Origin of the sequence: Stieleria tagensis (assembly GCF_024129865.1) — a bacterium.
Classification (GTDB): Bacteria; Planctomycetota; Planctomycetia; order Pirellulales; family Pirellulaceae; genus Stieleria; species Stieleria tagensis.
The window spans coordinates 51,216-70,022 of sequence record NZ_JAMYFE010000076.1 but is presented as its reverse complement, the minus strand read 5'-3'; the positions used below and the strand labels follow the sequence as shown (position 1 = coordinate 70,022).

The following is an 18,807-nucleotide window of genomic DNA, read 5'->3' as shown; positions in this document are numbered from 1 at the left end:
CGATTCCGTTTACTTCTTGAACACTGTTTTCCAGTCGGCTTTCATGTCGATGACGTGCCAACCCTGTTCGGGGGCGGCTTCTAACGCGTGAATCAACGTTCCACTGGCAGGTGGTTTTTTGTCGTACGCGGTTTCCCGTTGGGCGTCGGTGTGATGCACGATCAAGCCAAAGCTTGGATAGGGATTGTCGATGGTGGTGTACTCCAACATGGCTTGATCACCATCGCTGTTGCCGCCACAAAAAATCGGTCGACGTCCGATGTGCCGATAGATGCCGACCGGTTTGCCGAGTTTGTCGTCTACAAACAGCGATTCATTGGTCTTGATCAGCGTTGGTACAGCGTCGTTCATCATTTCAAATTTGACCGCCATACTCGATCCGATGACCTGTTCCGGCGGAATACCATAGAGTTGTTCGGCGAAGACACGCATGAAATCGATCCCGCCGCCGGAAACAATGTACGTCTTGAAGCCGTTTGCACGCAGGTATTCCAACAGTTCCAGCATTGGTTGGAAGGTGGCGCCTGCGAGACCCTTCCCGCCCTTGGGCTGTTGGAAGCTAGGGATCCATGCTTTCACACGGCGCTGGAATTCGTCGGTGGTGATGCCGGTGTGCGTCAGCTCCAAAAGCTTTAACAGTCCGGCATAATGGTTTTCCAGTAGTTTTGCAGTGTCACCGGCCAAGGCCGCTTTGACCATCGGCTCAGCGGCGAAGTCGGGTTCAATCGCCGCGCGGCGTTTGACTTCATGGAACATGAAATCCACTTGCAGCGGCAGCGGCGCTTCGGTCCATAACGTGCCGTCGTTGTCGAACACCGCGAGCCGATCGGCTTGGGGGACGAAATCCGATGATCCCGCTTCCGTCACTTTCTGGACATAGCTAATGATCGCGGACTTGTTGTCGCCATCGTTCCAGGAAGGCAACGGGTCGGCAGCATCGGACGCTACCGCAAACCCAGACAGGGCGAGAAGCAATAACAGTCGATAGGTCAAGGTGTTCATAAGTCTGATGTGCTCGGTGGCTAGCCGCGTTTTGCTGCGGCCAGTTGTTGGAATTGTTGAAAGGTTCCGGTGTTGGCGACGTCGGTCGGGGTCAACCCGCCGCGGCGTGCTTGTTTGATGCCGTATTGCATCACGTCCATGCCATCGATCGTGTGGGCGTCGGTGCTGATCACGATCGGGATGCCCATTTTTTTGGCAGCCGCTAAATGGACGTCGTTCAGATCGAGCCGGGCTGGATTGGCATTGAGTTCCAACATTGTACCGTTGGCCGCAGCGGCTTTCATGACGGCGTCAATATCGACATCGTACGGCGGGCGACGGTTGAGTAATCGGCCTGTCGGATGGGCGATACAGGTGACGTAGGGATTCTCGATTGCGGAGAGAATCCGCGCGGTGATTTTCTCCCGCGATTGGCGTTGTCCATAGTGCACGCTGGCCAACACCCAATCGGATTCCGCCAGGACGTCATCGTCCAGGTCCATTTCACCGGATTCCAGGATGTCGCATTCGATGCCTTTCAGAATGACCAGTCGATCGTCGTATTCGGGGCGGATTTCATCGATCATCGACCACTGCTCACGAAGTCGCGCGGCGTCCAGTCCCATCGCCATACTGACCCGTTTACTGTGGTCGGTGATCGCGATGTATTTCATGCCGCGGGCGATTGCGGCATCGGCCATTTCACGAATCGTGTTCTGGCCGTCGGTGGCGGTGGTGTGCATGTGCAGGTCACCGCGGATGTCGCCAAGCTGGATCAGTTCGGGCAGCGCGTCCTGTTGGGCCAGTTTGAATTCATTGCGATCCTCGCGCAGCTCCGGAGCAATCCACGGCAATCCGATCGCGGCATAAACGTCTTCCTCGCTCGCCCCGGCAACTTGACTGTCGTCGTCGATTTTGAACACGCCGTACTCGTTGATCTTGAGTCCGTTTTCTTTGGCCAGTCGGCGGGTGTGGATGTTATGAGCTTGGGATCCGGTGAAGTACTGCAGCGCGGCGCCAAATTGGTTGGCTTCGACACAGCGCATGTCAACTTGAAAGGCTTTGCCGACACGAATCGAGATCTTGGTCTCGCCACGGCCGATGGTTTGCGATCGATCGGGATACGATTCCAGGTGGTCCATCGCGGCATCACGGTCGCTGGCGACGACCAGTAAATCCAAGTCGCCGATCGTTTCGCGACCGCGGCGATAGGATCCGGCCCACTGCATCGTTTCAATTGCCGGGCAGGCTTTCATGTGCCGGCCGATTGCGGCGGCCAATTCATTTCCGGTCGACCAATAGATCCGCTCGGCGGCCTGTTCGGCAATTGCCAAACCCTCCAGAATGGCCTGCTCGGTCTTGGCGGCAAACCCTTTGAGTTTGGCGACCGATCCGGCTTCGCATGCGGCTCGCAAGTCGGCTAGCGAATCAATGTCCAATGCCTGCTGTAGCTTGGCGGCTTTCTTAGCACCCAGACCCGGGATTCGGGCCATTTGCATCATGACCTCGGGGACTTCTTCACGCAGTTTTTCCAGCTGGGGAAGTTTGCCAGTGGCCAGTAGAGTCTCGGTTTTCTCCGCCAGCGTTTTGCCGATTCCGGCCAGATCGGAAAGCTTGCGATCGGGGTCGGCCACGATGTCGGCGACCGATTCGTCGAGCTCGCGGATCGCTTTGGCGCCCTGCGTGTAGGCGCGGATGCGAAATGGGTTTTCGCCTTTGAATTCAAGCAGTTCGGCAAGTTCGTCGAAGATGTTCGCGATCGCGGAGTTGTCCATCCGTGCGTTCTTTCAGAAGGGGGCGAATGTGGCAATGCCCTACCGCGCCGGCAACCAGCCACCACTGTCGCGTTTGATCGCCGGGGGGCGAGGCGGTGATGCGGGCTGGGCGTCTTCCCAGGCAGCAACTTGACGTACCGATTGTCCGCGAAGCGTGGCTTCCCGGACAGGGGCACTGACGCGGTATTGTTGTGGCGATCGGGCCGCCGCCGATGATTCGCCGCCTCGAAACAGATTGGACGAGCTGGGGTTCGAGAAATTGGGCGTTGGCGAAGGCGACAATCGCGGTGCGGGCTGTGACGGTGGCGGCAACAGTGGCGGCGCGATCACATCGGTCTGTGGTTGGGCCGCTGGCGTCTGAATTGCTGGCGTCTGTGCTGTTGGTGTTTGGGTGGGAACTCCGATCGGACGCAGTGTGCTGTACTGGGGGGCGCCGTATTGGGGCGGCGTGTTGGTCGTGAATTGCTCGTCACGTTGGTTCAGGTCACTGGGGTTGGCACCACGTGTTTGGCCCAGCACTGGTGGATCAAGTTGGATCGGCGATGCATCGGCGTCATCGGGCTCGGTCGCCGCTGGCGCGTCATAGCGATACGAGTCGGTGTTGGGATTGCGGTAGTACTGTTCGTACGGGTTGTTGGTAGCCCCTTCGCTGTTGGTCGAATCGCTGTCCACCGGGTCGTTGATCGGTGGCCGTTCTGATTCCAGCCGTGGCTGTGGCACGCGTTGTTGGTCCGACGGATCGGCGGCAGGTGAGTCGCTGCCAGTCAGTGGGGCGGCGATGGCGGGCGCTTCGCTGGGGGGGACGGTGGATGGAATCAGTGTCGCACCGGGGTCACCCGAGTTTGAATAGCCGCCAACCGGAGCCACGTCACCAAACGAGCTTTGCCCGAAGTAGCCGGGTGTGTTACCGGGCGGTGAAAACGTTCCGGGAGTGCCTGCGATAGGAACGGCACAGGGATCGGGGACCGTCGGACAGGGATTGGGACTGAATTGCGGTGGCGCGATCGGAGCCGTCTGGGGCGGTTGGAAACTGTTGTACGGCACCCGCTGCAATTGTTGCACGTACGAGCTGCAAGGTTGCTGGACGGTGACGGTGGTGCCGCTGACCGGATCGACGGACGACAGCGGCCGATAGTAGGTGATCGGTGCGCTGTAGTAGGAACTGGTGTAATTGGTGTCGTTGCCAAGCATCGAGTTGAAGAACCGCGAAAGCCCAGACCCGAAGGTGCGTTGTGGCCTGGCCGCCAGTGGCAAAACCTGGGTCGATCCGTAGTTAGCGGCCGGTGCATAATTCGTCACCGGCGCGTTGTAGTTGACCGGGGCGACAGCTGGCGAATAAGCGGAATAGGTCGACGGCAGGATCGGGTTGACGCCCGCGTTGCCGCGGAGGGTTTCAGCGATCGGGACTCGATTGGCCGTGACGTAGGGCTGGCTGTAGCTATAGCCCGGCGAGGTGTTCAGTGGCTCGGTCGTGCCCGCCAGCGGCAATCGGTAGGCGGTTTGCGGCGCCGCGGTTGCCATTCCGGCAGTGACCGGCAAACCCGTGTACACCGAAGGGTTGTCGAAGGACTGCACGGTGCCATACGAACCAGGGACAAGCGATCCCGGCGAGGCATAGGAATAAGCGGGACGCTGGGCCTGGACGACTCCCGAGGTAGCCATCGGGCTGGGCGTGATCGGGCTGGGCGTGACCGGCGCCGCTGCCGAGGGGGCATATAGGGTGGGCGGGGCCAGCGTTTGCGGTGGGTAGACCGGTGCAGCGACCGCTGGCGCAGCAGCCGGAACTCCGTAGTTGTATCCCGGCAGCCCGTAGGGTTGGTACCCGTAGCCCGCGTAGGGGTAGTTTGCTGAATAGCTATTCGAGCGTCCGAACAGGCAGTCCAGGCAGCCGGCGCCGGCCGGCGAGCTGCCCAGCAGCACCCCGACCGCAGCCAGAGTTGCGAGGGCGAATGAGTGACTTGTTGGCCGGCATGTGGACATGCGACGTTCCCGTGAACAGCGTTTCAAAACAGCAATGGTTAAATGAGTCTACCAATTGGGGGGAGCCAGGTTGCGGAAAATCCACACTTCTCCCGCTTTAGTGGACGCTGCAGATAGTCTTTGGTCAACGATTTCATGAGCCTGTGCAGTCAGTTGGAGAGCGTTTTCGGCCATGCGGTAGCGATGGTAGGGGTTTCGCCGGTCGGGCAATGTCCCTTGCAGACAGTTTCGCGGCGGACGCTCTGGCTGCCGCATTTACCAGATAGTCGTTGAGAATGGGATTTCGGGGTCTTCTGCCAACGTGACACGCCCGTTAGGCTCTGCCGCCCTGGACCGTGCAATCGTTCGCCGTGCAAATTTGGCGGTGCGCAACGGGAGCGTGAAGTTTTCATTTTGGTGCAATGTGTGCCGCTTTCGGCGATCTTCAGCAAAAGAAACCCACGCGACCCACGAAATTTGTTGCCGCACCGCGCGGCTTGGCACGCCGGTTGCTAAGTGTGCCGATCCATAAGCGGAACTGTCATTCCGTCGCTGATGGCTGACTGAACCAGCGGCGCCCGCGTTCCGTTCACACGATCACTTCCCCGGCGGCGAGTCGCCGGTCCATCCCATTTTTCCCCTTTTGAATCATCCCGGCTTCGCCAGGATGCATTGCAATCCACAGGAGTAACAACGTCGTGGCAAAGCAAATCGTTTTCGACGACGACGCCCGCGGGCCACTGTTGGCAGGCGTCAGCAAATTGGCGCGAGCCGTCAAGAGCACACTTGGTCCTCGCGGCCGAAATGCCGTTCTGGACAAAGGCTGGGGGTCGCCCAAAGTTACCAAGGACGGTGTGACCGTCGCTGAAGATATCGATCTGGACGATCCGTTCGAAAACCTGGGGGCTCAACTTGTCAAAGAAGCTGCCAGCAAGACGAACGACGTAGCCGGTGACGGAACCACGACCGCAACGGTCTTGGCCGAAGCGATCTACCGTGAAGGCTTGCGGATGATTGCCACCGGTGCCGATCCAATGGCGCTCTCGCGTGGTATCGCCAAAGGCGTTGAGGCCGCGACGGCCCAGATCCAAAAGTTGGCCAAGCCGGTCAACGAAAAGAGTAAGAGCGAAATCAAGCAAGTCGCTACGATCGCCGGTAATAACGATCCCGAAATCGGCAACGTGTTGGCCAACGCCTTCACCAAAGTCGGCAAGAACGGTGTGATCACGGTCGAAGAAGGTCGGTCCAACGAGACCTACGTCGACATCGTCGAAGGCATGCAGTTTGATCGCGGATTCCTGTCGCCACACTTTGTCACCGACCAAGACAATGTGACCGTCGAACTGGAAGATTGCTATGTGTTGCTGTTCGAAGACAAGATCAGCAACAACAAGAAAATGATCCCGCTGTTGGAAGCGATCAGCAAAGAAAAGAAACCTTTGTTGGTGATCGCCGAAGACGTCGAAGGCGAAGCGTTGGCAACCTTGGTTGTGAACAAAATGCGTGGCATCATCAGTGCGGCTGCTGTCAAAGCACCGGGTTATGGTGACCGCCGCAAGGCAATCCTGGGCGACATCGCAGCCCTGACCGGTGGCAAGGCCATCTTCAAAGACCTGGGGATCGATCTGGAAAGCGTCAAGTTGTCCGACTTGGGCCGCGCAAAAAAGATTCGTATCACCAGCGACGCCACGACCATGGTCGGCGGTGCCGGAAAGAAAGGGGATATCGAAGGTCGTGTCGAACAGATTCGTCGCGAAATCGATCAGACCGACAGCGACTATGATCGCGAAAAATTGCAAGAGCGTTTGGCCAAGTTGGCAGGCGGCGTGGCTCAGATCAATGTCGGTGCCGCGACCGAAACCGAGATGAAAGAACGCAAGGCGTTGATTGACGACGCTCGTGCGGCAACCCAAGCGGCTCTGGAAGAAGGCATCGTCCCCGGTGGCGGAACCACTCTGCTTCGCTGCCGCGCCGCGGTTGAGAAGTTGGAGAAAACGCTCGAAGGCGACCAGAAGCTCGGTGTGCGAATCATCCGCAATGTGCTCGACCAGCCGCTGCGTACGATCGCCAACAACGCCGGTCTGGACGGAGCCGTTGTCGTCAACCGTGTCTTGCAGCTCAAAGGCAAGACCGAGGGCTACGACGCCAACGCCGACAAGTACTGTGACCTGTTGCAAGCCGGTATCGTTGATCCGGCCAAAGTCGTGCGGACTTCGCTGGCAAATGCCGCGAGTGTCGCTGCACTGTTGCTGACGACCGAATCATTGGTCGTCGAGATCCCTGTCGAGGAAGAAGAAGCGGGTGGAGATCACCACGACCACGGCATGGGCGGCGGAATGCCGGGCATGGGTGGCATGGGCGGAATGGGTGGCATGGGCGGCATGGGAATGCCGGGCATGATGTAAGCCGCTGTCGGCCGATGCACTGACTCAATCACAAACACAAAACCAATACAACATTTACAAATTTTCAAACAATCATGGCAAACCTGAAATTGCGTCCCCTGGATGACCGCGTCGTAGTTCAACCCGTTGAAGCGGAAACCACCACCGCAGGTGGCATCGTGCTTCCCGATTCGGCCAAAGAAAAACCACAGCGTGGCACGATCGTTGCCGTCGGCCCGGGCAAATTGCTCGAGAGCGGCAATCGCGGCACGTTGAGTGTCGACGTGGGCGACACGGTCATTTACGGAAAGTACGGCGGAAGCGACATCGAAGTCGACGGACAGGAAATGAAGATCCTTCGCGAGAGCGACATCCTGGCAAAGGTCCTGTAAGCAAACGCCAGCGACCACACTGCCCTCCCCTGCTCCGCCCTGCCCTTTTCGTGGCCGGGCGTGAGCCGAACGTGGCGGTTGGGTCAAAAGCGTTTCGGATGCGTTCATTCAGTAATCGTTTCACTGTTAGAGGAATCCTCTCGTGGCAAAACAACTCCTTTTCGAAGACCATGCCCGCGCACGTATGCTGGCTGGAATCGACAAATTGGCCAACGCTGTCGCCGTGACCATGGGTCCGACCGGCCGCAACGTCATCATCGATAAATCGTTCGGCGGCCCGACCGTCACCAAAGACGGCGTGACCGTCGCAAAAGAAATTGAACTCGAAGACCGCTTCGAAAACATGGGCGCCAAGCTCGTGATCGAAGTCGCGCAAAAGACCAGCGATCTGGCCGGTGATGGAACCACCACCGCCACGGTTTTGGCACGTGCGATCTTCAAAGAAGGTCTTCGTAACATCGTCGCCGGAAGCAACCCCACGGCGATCCGTCGCGGCATCGAAATCGGCGTCCAAGCTGCTTGTGATCACTTGCAAGAACTCGGTCGTCCCGTACAAGACAAGGCCGAAGTGGCTCACGTCGGTGCGATCAGTGCCAACAACGACAACGAAATCGGATCGTTGCTGGCCGACGCTCTGGAGCGAGTCGGCAAAGACGGTGTGATCACCGTCGAAGAAGGCAAGTCGCGAACCACCGAAGTCAGCTACGTTGACGGGATGCAGTTCGACAAAGGCTACATTTCGCCTTACTTCATCACCGACCCGGGCACGATGGAAGCCAACCTGGAAAACGCGTTGGTGCTGTTGTACGAAAAGAAGATCAGCAACATCCGTGACTTGGTCCCATTGTTGGAAAAATCGGCTCAGACCGGTCAGCCGTTGTTGATCATCGCCGAAGACGTTGACGCCGAAGCGTTGACTTTGTTGGTCGTTAACAAATTGCGTGGAACGTTGAACGTGTGTGCCGTCAAGGCACCTGGATTCGGCGATCGTCGCAAAGCCATGTTGGGTGACATCGCGACGCTGACCGGCGGCACGCTGATCAGCGAAGATTTGGGCATCCAACTGGAAAACGTTACGCTGGAACAACTCGGCCGAGCCAAAAACGTCACGGTCGACAAGGGCAGCACGACGATCATCGAAGGCGGCGGAAAACGCAGCGAGATCGATTCACGCGTTGCCCAAATCCGAGCTCAGATCGAGCAGACCGATAGCGATTACGACAAGGAAAAGTACCAAGAGCGTTTGGCCAAACTTTCCGGTGGTGTCGCCGTGGTCAGCGTCGGTGCCGAAACCGAAGCGGAAATGAAGCAAACCAAGGCGCGTTTGGAAGACGCCTTGCACGCTACCCGTGCAGCCGTCGAAGAAGGCATCCTGCCCGGCGGTGGTGTGGCGTTGGTTCGCTGTAAAGAAGCTGTCGAAGCGGCCAAGAGCAAGGCGCGTGGCGACGAGAAAATCGGCGTCGATATCGTGCTCGGTGCACTGGCAGCTCCGATGAAGCAGATCGCCGACAACGGCGGGATCGATGGCAGTGTCGTTGTTGATGAAGTCAGCCAAAAAGCTGCCAACATCGGCTACAACGCCTACACCGCTGAATATGGCGACATGTTCAAAGCCGGTGTGATCGATCCGGTCAAAGTGGTGCGAACCGCATTGACCAACGCCGGCAGCATCGCCGGCCTGTTGTTGACCACCGAAGCATTGGTGACCAACTTCGATCAAGAAGACAAGGATAAGGTTCCAGTCGAAGGAATGGTTTCCTAGTCGCTCGGAACATCCGTGTCATTGACATAGCGGGTCGCTGCCTGACCATCGGCACGCGACCCGTTTTTTTATCCGATCCCCGCGGTGTTCCCTAGCACCGTGCATTTGAGCGGTATTCGCCGCGATTGCTGATGAGCGAAAAGCGAGACTACTACGAAGTCCTAGGCGTTGAACGTGGCGCCAGTAAGATCGTGATCGATCGAGCCTATCGAAAGCTAGCGATTAAGTACCACCCCGATAGTAGCAAGGCCGAAGATGCGGTCGAGCGTTTTAAGGAAGCGTCGCTGGCCTATGAGGTCTTGAACGATTCCGACAAACGCGCTCGCTACGATCGTTATGGTCATGCCGGTGTCGATGGTGGCGCGTCCCAGTTCAACGATGTCGAAGACATCTTCGAAGCATTCGGAGAGATGTTCGGCGGCGGTGGCGGGATGTTCGGCGACTTGTTCGGCGGGCGTGGCGGCGGCGGTGGTGGGCGTCGACGGCGGGCGCGACGCGGCGCGGATATCCGTTGCAACGTGACGTTGACCCTGGAGGAAGCAGCCAAGGGGGTCAGCAAAGACATCTCCTTTCGCCGTAACGTCAGCTGTAACAGCTGTGAAGGCAGTGGCGCGGCGCCGGGCAGCCAGCCGGAAACCTGTTCCACCTGTGGCGGTCGCGGCCAAGTCGTGCAGTCGGCCGGAATCCTACGCGTGCAAACCGCCTGTCCACACTGCGGCGGCACCGGCCAACAGATCAGCCAACCCTGCGGTGATTGTCGTGGCAGTGGGTTCCAAGCGGAAAAAGCAGAACTGACCGTCGAGATCCCGGCCGGGGTCGATGACGGCATGCGGGTGCGTGTCCAGGGCGAAGGCGAAGCCAGCCCCGATGGTGGGCCGCCCGGTGACTGCTACTGTTTTATCAGCGTGACCGAGCACCAGTTGTTCAAGCGTGACGCTACCAACCTGGTCCTGCAATTGCCGATTTCCTATAGCCAAGCGGCGCTCGGCGCGGAGATCGAAGTGCCGACGCTGGACGGGCCGGAAACCTTGCGGATTGAACCGGGCACCCAGAACGGCGACGTGTTCACCATTCGCGGCAAGGGTGTCGTCGACCATCGCGGCGGACGGCCGGGTAATTTATTGATCCAAGTGTTCATCGAAGTCCCGAAAAAGGTTTCTAGCGAACAAGAAGAATTGTTGCGGCAGTTGGCAGAGTTGGATGCCGAATCCGTCTTGCCGCATCGCAAAACGTTTCTGGAAAAAGTCGCCGACCTGTTTTAGATCGACCTGTTACGACAGCTTTCTCTCATCCCCAATAAACAATCATGAGTGACGAAACAACATCCGAATTTGAACGTGAATCGGCTGCCTCAGACTCCGATGCGGGAAACTCTTTCGACGACGCATTTTTGGATGAATCGGTGTCTGAGATCCCTGAAACACGTGACGAAGAAATGGACCGTTTGCGACGCAGCGTGACCGAAGCCGACAAGCGTGTCTTGCAGGCCCAGGCCGACGCCGAAAATTTTCGCAAGCGGATGCGACGCGACTACGAAGACCAACTCAAGTTTGCGTCGACCGATTTGATCATCGATTTTTTGCAGGTGCGTGACAATCTAAATCGTGCACTTGATGCCGCCGCCAGCGGTCAAGAGAGCGCCGGGCTGCATGACGGTGTGGCGATGGTCGTGAAGCAGATGGATGACGTGTTGGCGAAGTACGGGGTGGTCGAAATCCCTGCCGAAGGCGAGGAGTTTGACCCGAATTTTCACGAAGCAATCTCGCAAATGCCCAGTGCGGTTGAGAGTGGCAAAGTGGCTCATGTCGCGGTCAGCGGTTTTAAATTGCACGACCGGGTCCTGCGTCCTAGCCAAGTGGTCGTCAGCACCGGCCAGGCTTCGTAAGACGCGCGTCGTGAAGTTGCGGTTTTGAGTGGGGCATTGTTTTTGGGTAACCCGAAGCGTCAGCGAGGGATCCCGTTAACACCCTAAATCCCTCGCTCACGCGTCGGGTTGTGATGAAAAACGCGGGCTTCAAAAGACGTGCGTTTGGAATGTGTTGTGTTCTGGCTTGATCGTTGAAATTGAATCGATATTGGAATCGCTTAAATGCCAACCTATGACTACGAATGTGATGCCTGTGGACATGCGATGGAATTGTTCCAAGGCATCAATGAACCGGTGAAAAAGAAGTGTCCTGAATGTGGCAAATTGAAACTGCGCCGACTGTTTGGCACCGGCGCAGCGATCATGTTTAAAGGCAGTGGGTTCTATCAAACCGATTACCGCAGCGAAGGTTACAAGAAGGCTGCGAAAGCGGATAAGAAATCGAACAGTGATTCAAAATCGGAGTCGAAATCGGAGTCTAAGTCCAGCGATTCCAAGCCGGCCAAAAGCGAAAAGAAGTCCAGTTCCGGCGATTGATTGCCAGGTGTAGCCGATGTCATCCTCACAGCGCATTCTCGCCACGCGTTCGGCGATCTTGGTAGTCGATCTGCAACAGCGATTGGTGCCGGCGATTCGTTCGGCCGACCATGTGGTCGAGATGACCGAGATGCTTTTGCAGGCCGCCGACCTGTTGGACATCCCGTCGGCCGCGACGGTGCAGTATCCGCAGGGGCTTGGCCCACTGGTGACGCCGCTTGATCAGCGTTTTCCCCACGCCGAAGAGAAGTTGGATTTTTCCGCCGCCGTCTGCCGGCGCGAACTTGATCGATGGGTTGCCGACGGGCGGACTCAAATCCTGGTCTGTGGAATCGAGACCCATATCTGTGTGTTGCAGACGGTGATGGACCTGGTCGAGGAAGGACTGCAGCCAATCGTCGTCGCCGAAGCCGTGGCGGCCCGCGGCGGGCAAGAACACGAACTGGCGATCGAGCAGATGCGTTCGATGGGTGTGGTCATCTCCAGCGTCGAATCGGTGCTGTTTCAATGGCTCCGGACCGCCCAGCACCCGCAATTCAAAGCCATCAGTCGGTTGGTCAAATCCCGCTAGTGCTGTCGCAAGCTGGAAGCTTACGCCACGAATTGTCGACCCGAAATTCAAATCTGGACGCACCACTGGAGTTCACGCTTTAGCGTGTCGGTTTTGAATCGGTGGCGGTGCTGACGAGACAACCTAAAGGTTGAACTCCAACGGGTTGCGACCTCGGAGTTCACGCCCGTGCGGCAGTCTTCGCTATCATCTAGCACCACGCGATCGTACGCGCCGCGACAGTTGGCGGGTCTCGCCAGTTCGTCTGATGTTGCTGGCTGAAAAAAAAATTCTGTGTGATGGAAAACTGGCTGCCGACCGGTGACTTGTTGGTAAAGGCCGGTTTTTGATTTGGCAACCTGGAATGCGACACCCACAGATTACGGAACTGTTTGATCGGCACGCCAACGCGTTGGTGTTGTTTGCCCGTAACTGGTGCCAATCCCCCGAAGACGCCGTGCAGGCTGCGTTTGTTGATCTTTCGCAGTTGCCAACATCGCCACGGAATCCATTAGCGTGGTTGTACAGAACGACAAAATGCAAAGCACTGAATGTGGCTCGTGCGGAAATGCGGCGCGGTCACCACCGACAGATCGCGGCGAGTCTTGCCCCCCAGTGGTTTGAATCACAGGGGGATGATCCGGCAACGCAAAATGCGGAACTGCAACTCGCGCTAGAAAAGTTGACTGCCCAGGAACGTGAGATCGTCGTCGCTCGCGTCTGGGGTGAAATGGGATTTGAAGAATTAGCGGAAGTGTTCGATTGTGGGGTGGCCACCGCCTTTCGACGCTACAAGGCAGCGCTCACCAAGCTCAAACAATTGCTGGAACAAGATGAACGAAGAATTTGACCTGCCCCCGGATTTACGGGAATTTGAACAATCACTGCGTCAGTCGATTCCATCGCGGCGCCGGTCGACTTTTGCGTCCTTGGATCGGCAGTTATCGGTCACTCCATCGAATCCAGGGCTCCGTTCGCGCTGGCCGGTGTTCATCGCCGGTTGCGCGGTGGGCATCCTGCTTGGTGTCTGCGTGACGGCTTGGTTGATGCCACGATCGCCAGACGGGAATTTGCAGATGGCCGAAACGACGGTTGTCCAACCCGGGGATGGCTCCGTTCCGGAAGCCACGGAGTCGCAACCCGTGAATGATTTGATGCAGCCCTCTTACCAGCGTTTGCCCTCCAGAGATTTGCATGACGGGCCCCTGCGAGTGGCCAGCGCCGATGTGCTCGCGTGGGATGATGAGTCCGGTGATCGTTTTTGTGAATCCGGTGGGGTCGGGATTCCCGGAGCGAGTTGGATGGCCGTCGAGGGTCCGGATTCCCACCAGCAGTTGACGGCCCGTTCGAGATTCCCGCTTTCCTACAATTTTTTTCCGCCACGAGGCTAAAACTGATGCGCGATGCAATGCGGTCGACAAGATTCTGGTGCACCTGTCTCGCCCTGGCACTGTCTTGTTGGGGGACGTCCTGGGGATGGTGCGACTCACCGGAAACAGCGGACGACGGTACAGATGGAGAAATCCACCGTCAACAAGACGGTTGGACGACTTACTTTCGGGATGGGCAGGTCAGGTTGATTGCGACGGAGCGAACGATCTATCCGGCGAAGTGGAATGCCGGCGATGCGACACAATCTTTTCTGCCGCCCGATCATGAGATGACCGACGGCAACGCCGCTCTCTGGTACTTGCAAGCGGTGGGTTTTTTGGAGCAACAAGCTTCCGCGGATTGGCTCTACCGTTTTCATGCCCAAGAAGTCGAGCGAATGAGCCGAGAGTCTGACTATGATCCTGCACCCTATCGATGGCGTCATTTGCCGCCCGATGAATTGGATGTGGGCGAGGTCAAGGAGTACTTGCAATACTTTCAATTCCAAAACCGCTTGCTAGAACGAGCCCATCATTGCCGCAAGTTCGACCTGCAGCGAGATGCCCGTCGAATTTCACGGCCCGCGGATTATCTGCTACCGGAAATGCAAGCGTTCCGTCGAACCATCGCTCGAATTCAATCATTGCGAGCGCGACTAGCGCTTTCCGAGGATCGGATTCACGATGCGCAGGATTGGATTGGACGTGAATTTCATCTGGCTCATCACCTGTCGTTGGATACCTTTTTGCCATCGACGTCGGTGGGTGCAGACGTAGCTCGCGAGGCTTTTGAGGATGCAGTGCATCTGATCTGCCATCAGGGGTGTCCTAATTTGTATGACGCGATCGGTAGCCTTCCTGACCCGCTGATCGACCAAACGTCGGCGATCGATTTTCACAAGCAATTATTGCTCTATCAAATTCCACAGTTGCGTGTTTTTCAACAGCCTGGGATTGCGGCTATCGATCCGTCCACTTTTGTTCAACAGGTCGTCCCTCTTTTCGAAGACTGCGATTTGAGAGAGGCTTTTGATCATGGCGGTCGCGCCGCGGTCGCTTTGTATGTCTCGAAGGTCAGTGAGGAGACGGATCGGTATCTGATGCAATTCGCCGGTTTCACCGAGACGGAATTGCAGAAGGCTACGCTACACGAACGCTATTTCAAAGCGATCGTTCAGTTGTACGATCAGGTTCAAAGGCAACAATTGCGGCGTCTGAGTCAGTCATCCCACAATGAACCCTCCGCACCGCAAAGACAACTCGACTCGCGTCGAGAGTTTCCGCAGCTTCACAATGCGATTGCTTGGCTGATGTTGGACGTCGATCGCAGCGTGGCGATGGCTCGCCACCGCGTCGGACAGCGACTCGCTTTGTTGCAGACGATCGAAGCGATTCGCGACCACATGGCAAGGCATGGGAAATTACCCGAATCGCTTGGCGAGTTGCAGTTGCCCGCGCCGATCGATCCGGTCACGGGCAACGCGATCAACTATCGCGTCGCGGACGGAAACGCGACTTTGACAGCGGCCAGCAATGGATTCGAGCAGGTTCGGATCGTATTGACGGCGGCAGGTTTAGACGTCGCAAGCCCAGCGACTGAAATCGTATCCGCTCCGGCCGAGTTATCATTGCCGTTGATTCGTTACCAGCTTCCGACCGCTCAGGCATTCAGTCGATTGACAGAAAGTGATTGGTGGAAACAGGTCACCAAACGGGATCGAGATCGGATCACCGCACTGATGTTGTCGCAGGGCGGGGATCGTGTGCCGTCGGACGATCCTACTGCGGAGGTGACAGGGACGTTGCTCTGGACGCCGTCCGGCCTGTTGCAGCCGATCCTTTCTGCTGCCAATCAAGACAGTCCTGAATTGGTCGAGCCGCTCAAGTGGATGGGCCAGGACTCGATCGGCGCGTTCTTGGTCATTCCAGATCTCGCCCGATCGGCGCTGAAGGATAGTTTGGTCGAGGAGTCGAGCGAAGCAAGCGTTGTCGCCGCGACTCTGACACGCTGGGCAGGCATTCGTTTCGATCTGAATCGTCCCGCACTCGAGATCGTGATCCAATGTATTTCAGACGATGCGGCAAAGCGTGTGCAATCCGATTTGGACACCGTTGTCAAAGTGATGTTTGACAGGCTGGTCGGTGTTGAGACGGGCGATTTGATCGATCAGTCGCTGGCTCAACTGTCAACCCATCTGGACGGCGACCGGTTGCAATTGCGGTGGAGTGGTTCGGACCAGGGAAACGCTGCCATCGCCTTGGCCGTCTCTGGACTGTCAGACTTGATTCGCCAACGAAATGAAGCGGTTCTACAGACGCGAATGGGCGGCATTCTATTGGCATTGCATAACTACCATTCCGCCTATGCCGCCATGCCCCCGTTTGCCCGTCGACCCCGAACCACGGTCAGCAAAGGGCTCAGTTGGCGAGTCCATCTATTGCCGTTTATCAGACAGGACGGTTGCCAGGCGTTGTGGGAACGATTCAAGTTGGATGAGCCCTGGGATAGTCCCCACAACAAGTTGCTGATCGACCAGATGCCAGAAATCTATGCCTCGATTCCCCATACCCCTAAGACCACTGAACTGGCGGCCGGCATGACCACGCTATTGGCTCCGCAGGGGACTGATTGTGCACTCGGGGTCGATGGCGCCGAAAGGTTCCGCAGTTTGATCGATGGTTTGTCCAACACCATTTTTGTGGTGGAGAGTGATCCGTCGCGAGCGGTCCCGTGGACAGCGCCCGATGATTTCCAATACGACCCCGCAAGACCGACCGACGGTTTGGCGATCGAAGATGACCGGGTTACGGTTGCGTTTGGTGACGGTCGCGTTCGACGGCTTCCGCTCGCTCAACCGGAGGGCTCTTGGAATGCCCTGTTCACCGGCAGTAGCAAGGAAGACCTGCGACCGTTTTGGAATGCATTGAAGGCAGCCGAATCCAACCCGGATCAGTGATCAGTCGGCGGAAGCCTCCACACCAGCGCGAACCGGTAGTCGCTGTGCGATTTTTTTCAAGGTCACGTTCGACATCGGATCGTTGTGCCATAGCCCGGGGACTTCGATGAACTGTTTGTCGCTGCTGGGAATCGATTCGAACAGGCGTTTGCCGTTCTTGATCGGTACGATTCTGTCGGGGGTGCCATGGATTTGAATCAGTTTGCCCTGGAACGATTGCAAGCGGCTGACTGAATCGAATCGGTTGCGCATGACCCAGCGGATCGGGAACATTGGGAATCGGTCGGAGGCGACGTCGACGACCGAATCAAACGTTCGATCTAAAATTAGCGTGTCCGATTTCTTTTCCGCTGCGACCGCAGCAGCGCAGCCGCCGCCGAGCGATCGACCGTAGACGATCAACTCCTCAGGTGACAGCGAATAGAGTTTGCAGACGGCATCATGCGCCGCCAGCGAATCGGCGATCAAGTTCGCTTCGGTGGGAGTGACGTCGTCGTCGTCAAAGCCACGGTATTCAGCGGTCACGACATTTGCATCAAGTTGCTGACTCAATTGCAACGTCCAGTCGTCCATCCAGCTCGCGCGAATTCCATTGCCGTGTAGAAACAACACGGTTCGATTGCTGCCGGCACGATCGACCCGTCGCCCCGTGATGGTGCTGCCGTCGGCAGCGGGATACTCAAACGCTTGAACCTGGGATTGCCGGAGGACATCGCGGGGTTCGGCATAGGCGCCGGGATAAACCAATCGCGATTCCATCACCATCAACATTAGCAGCATCGTTGCGTAAGCGATCACGACAATTCGAAGAATCGAAATCGCCCAATGTCGACGGCGTTTTGCGGGACCTGGTGGCCGCTGGTCGGTTTGCTGCGTATCCTGCGAGGCGGGACGTGGGTTGTCGGTGGTCACCGGATGATCCGTAAGTGAGGTGCAGAAGCTTTCTCAAGCAACACAAGTGAGTTTGATGGAACACGCGCATGACGGCGACTCGAATTCAAGTCGACCAGGTGGAACGGTCGTTCGTGAGGTCAATTTTCGACACAGCGAGAAATTTGTTCCGATTTTGGAGCATCTTGGATGTTCTTTGTTGGTGTCAACCTATGCGGCCGGGAAAGTCGTCAGTGTGGCTGCGTCGGCTGGGCAATTGCGATTGGGGTTCTCCAACTTTCAACAGGCGATGGGCATCGCCCCTCCCCTACCCGCCGCTGCGGAACACGGCCAGCCGCAGTGTTCCTCGATCGCCATCGGTGGACCGAATCTGATTTGGATGCTGCGAGACGCAGGTTCGTTGGCGTCGCAGGTTGACCCGGCGGGGACCTATGACCGAGCCTACCTGGCGCGAGAATCATTTGTCACCGGGAACATTCATGTGCACGAAATGCAGTGGGGCGCCGATGGCCAACTTTGGATCGTCAACACCTTGTTCTCTTGCCTGGTCACGTTGCACCAGGAATTCAATTTCCTGCCGCGTTGGAAACCGCCTTTTATCAGCGAACTTGCGCCCCAAGATCGTTGCCATATGAACGGTTTGGCGATGCAGGCTGGGAAACCCAAGTATGTCACTGCGCTGGGCACCAGTGACGCGCCACGCGGCTGGCGGACCACCAAATCAGACGGCGGGGTGTTGATGGATGTCGACAGCGGAGAAATCGTAGCCCGTGGTTTTTGTATGCCGCACTCGCCACGGTTGCACCAAGGCAAACTGTTTGTGTTGGACAGCGGTCAGGGACGCTTGGTTTGCGTCGACCCGGCGGGCGGCCAGGTCGAACAGGTTGCGAACTACCCGGGCTACGGACGCGGTTTGGCGATGCACGGCCAATTTGCGTTTGTCGGGATGAGCCGGGCGCGGGAGAGTTCGGTGTTCGGTGGCGTGCCGATTTGTAGCGACGCCGATGCGATGCGGTGCGGAGTCGTGGTGATTGATTTGCTGTCTGGGCAAAGCGTCGCGTTTCTGGAATTTGAATCTGGTGTCGAGGAATTGTTTGACGTCCAGGTTTTGCCCCAAGCGAAACGGCCCGTGATCTGTGGTCCCTATCCACGCGAGGACCAACAGATGCCCGTTTGGGTGGTTCCGCCGGAGTCCCGCGTAGGGGATTTGGTATCCCGATCAAGCGGGCTGGGCGTGTTGCGAACGTAGATTTAACGATTCGTCCGAAACTACAAGCAGCGCCGATGCTATCGGCTATACTGCGGGCCTTGTCTGCTAATGGAGCGGGAATCAAAGCCCCAATATTATCTTGAGATGCACCTATGGTCGGTTCGCAATCGCG

Annotated in this window: 15 protein-coding genes; 11 read left to right on the top strand and 4 right to left on the bottom strand. The window is 57.4% G+C overall.

Going from position 1 to position 18,807, the window contains the following annotated elements; all coding sequences use genetic code 11:
- Positions 1-9: 9 nt before the first annotated feature.
- Genes NHH03_RS18615 through NHH03_RS18605 form a run of 3 tightly spaced genes read right to left on the bottom strand, consistent with a single transcriptional unit; the run spans position 10 to position 4,736 of the window.
- Entirely contained in the window at positions 10-1,002 is a 993-nt protein-coding gene (locus NHH03_RS18615) for an HAD family hydrolase (RefSeq protein ID WP_253158498.1), read from the bottom strand.
- Between the two features lie 20 nt (positions 1,003-1,022).
- Positions 1,023-2,756, bottom strand: coding sequence for a DNA polymerase/3'-5' exonuclease PolX (gene polX, locus NHH03_RS18610; protein WP_253158497.1), 1,734 nt, complete (start codon positions 2,754-2,756; stop codon positions 1,023-1,025).
- A gap of 39 nt (positions 2,757-2,795) precedes the next feature.
- Positions 2,796-4,736 (bottom strand): hypothetical protein, encoded by a 1,941-nt coding sequence (locus NHH03_RS18605; RefSeq protein WP_253158496.1) that lies wholly within the window; start codon positions 4,734-4,736, stop codon positions 2,796-2,798.
- A gap of 677 nt (positions 4,737-5,413) precedes the next feature.
- On the opposite strand from NHH03_RS18605, the gene groL (NHH03_RS18600) reads away from it, so the two are divergent.
- The 10 genes from groL (NHH03_RS18600) (at position 5,414) to NHH03_RS18555 (ending at position 16,534) form a co-directional block, all read left to right on the top strand.
- Positions 5,414-7,120 (top strand): chaperonin GroEL, encoded by a 1,707-nt coding sequence (gene groL / locus NHH03_RS18600; RefSeq protein WP_253158495.1) that lies wholly within the window; start codon positions 5,414-5,416, stop codon positions 7,118-7,120.
- Between the two features lie 74 nt (positions 7,121-7,194).
- Positions 7,195-7,491 carry a co-chaperone GroES gene (gene groES / locus NHH03_RS18595; protein ID WP_253158494.1) on the top strand — a complete coding sequence of 99 codons (297 nt, stop codon included), beginning with the start codon at positions 7,195-7,197 and terminating at the stop codon, positions 7,489-7,491.
- A 142-nt stretch (positions 7,492-7,633) separates the two neighbouring features.
- Positions 7,634-9,253, top strand: coding sequence for a chaperonin GroEL (gene groL / locus NHH03_RS18590; RefSeq protein WP_315861468.1), 1,620 nt, complete (start codon positions 7,634-7,636; stop codon positions 9,251-9,253).
- A 131-nt stretch (positions 9,254-9,384) separates the two neighbouring features.
- On the top strand, positions 9,385-10,515 hold the full coding sequence (dnaJ, locus tag NHH03_RS18585; RefSeq protein WP_253158493.1) for a molecular chaperone DnaJ: 1,131 nt from the start codon (positions 9,385-9,387) through the stop codon (positions 10,513-10,515).
- Positions 10,516-10,559: 44 nt separating this feature from the next.
- Complete coding sequence (gene grpE, locus NHH03_RS18580) at positions 10,560-11,138, top strand: nucleotide exchange factor GrpE (RefSeq protein WP_261364348.1); 579 nt, start codon at positions 10,560-10,562, stop codon at positions 11,136-11,138.
- Between the two features lie 204 nt (positions 11,139-11,342).
- The gene (locus tag NHH03_RS18575; protein WP_253158492.1) at positions 11,343-11,657 is read left to right on the top strand and encodes an FmdB family zinc ribbon protein; all 315 of its coding nucleotides are present in this window, start codon (positions 11,343-11,345) and stop codon (positions 11,655-11,657) included.
- A gap of 16 nt (positions 11,658-11,673) precedes the next feature.
- Positions 11,674-12,228 (top strand): isochorismatase family protein, encoded by a 555-nt coding sequence (locus NHH03_RS18570; RefSeq protein WP_253158491.1) that lies wholly within the window; start codon positions 11,674-11,676, stop codon positions 12,226-12,228.
- Positions 12,229-12,571: 343 nt separating this feature from the next.
- Positions 12,572-13,057, top strand: coding sequence for an RNA polymerase sigma factor (locus NHH03_RS18565; RefSeq protein WP_253158490.1), 486 nt, complete (start codon positions 12,572-12,574; stop codon positions 13,055-13,057).
- Positions 13,041-13,598 (top strand): hypothetical protein, encoded by a 558-nt coding sequence (locus tag NHH03_RS18560; protein ID WP_253158489.1) that lies wholly within the window; start codon positions 13,041-13,043, stop codon positions 13,596-13,598. The genes NHH03_RS18565 and NHH03_RS18560 overlap by 17 nt, the downstream gene beginning before the upstream one ends.
- Positions 13,599-13,615: 17 nt before the next feature.
- Positions 13,616-16,534: a DUF1559 family PulG-like putative transporter gene (locus NHH03_RS18555; protein ID WP_253158488.1), complete on the top strand. Its 2,919-nt coding sequence runs from the start codon at positions 13,616-13,618 to the stop codon at positions 16,532-16,534.
- Here NHH03_RS18555 and NHH03_RS18550 read toward each other — a convergent pair whose 3' ends face one another.
- Positions 16,535-17,446 (bottom strand): alpha/beta hydrolase, encoded by a 912-nt coding sequence (locus NHH03_RS18550; protein WP_253158487.1) that lies wholly within the window; start codon positions 17,444-17,446, stop codon positions 16,535-16,537. It lies immediately after the preceding gene.
- Positions 17,447-17,501: 55 nt separating this feature from the next.
- On the opposite strand from NHH03_RS18550, the gene NHH03_RS18545 reads away from it, so the two are divergent.
- Positions 17,502-18,674 carry a TIGR03032 family protein gene (locus tag NHH03_RS18545; protein ID WP_253158486.1) on the top strand — a complete coding sequence of 391 codons (1,173 nt, stop codon included), beginning with the start codon at positions 17,502-17,504 and terminating at the stop codon, positions 18,672-18,674.
- Positions 18,675-18,807: the final 133 nt, after the last annotated feature.

Bases quoted from the DNA above. Each gene is read 5' to 3' on its own strand.
- NHH03_RS18615 (WP_253158498.1), bottom strand. From the start codon at position 1,002: ATGAACACCTTGACCTATCGACTGTTATTGCTTCTCGCCCTGTCTGGG.
- polX (WP_253158497.1), bottom strand. From the start codon at position 2,756: ATGGACAACTCCGCGATCGCGAACATCTTCGACGAACTTGCCGAACTG.
- NHH03_RS18605 (WP_253158496.1), bottom strand. From the start codon at position 4,736: ATGTCCACATGCCGGCCAACAAGTCACTCATTCGCCCTCGCAACTCTG.
- groES (WP_253158494.1), top strand. From the start codon at position 7,195: ATGGCAAACCTGAAATTGCGTCCCCTGGATGACCGCGTCGTAGTTCAA.
- dnaJ (WP_253158493.1), top strand. From the start codon at position 9,385: ATGAGCGAAAAGCGAGACTACTACGAAGTCCTAGGCGTTGAACGTGGC.
- grpE (WP_261364348.1), top strand. From the start codon at position 10,560: ATGAGTGACGAAACAACATCCGAATTTGAACGTGAATCGGCTGCCTCA.
- NHH03_RS18575 (WP_253158492.1), top strand. From the start codon at position 11,343: ATGCCAACCTATGACTACGAATGTGATGCCTGTGGACATGCGATGGAA.
- NHH03_RS18570 (WP_253158491.1), top strand. From the start codon at position 11,674: ATGTCATCCTCACAGCGCATTCTCGCCACGCGTTCGGCGATCTTGGTA.
- NHH03_RS18565 (WP_253158490.1), top strand. From the start codon at position 12,572: ATGCGACACCCACAGATTACGGAACTGTTTGATCGGCACGCCAACGCG.
- NHH03_RS18560 (WP_253158489.1), top strand. From the start codon at position 13,041: ATGAACGAAGAATTTGACCTGCCCCCGGATTTACGGGAATTTGAACAA.
- NHH03_RS18555 (WP_253158488.1), top strand. From the start codon at position 13,616: ATGCGGTCGACAAGATTCTGGTGCACCTGTCTCGCCCTGGCACTGTCT.
- NHH03_RS18545 (WP_253158486.1), top strand. From the start codon at position 17,502: ATGGAACACGCGCATGACGGCGACTCGAATTCAAGTCGACCAGGTGGA.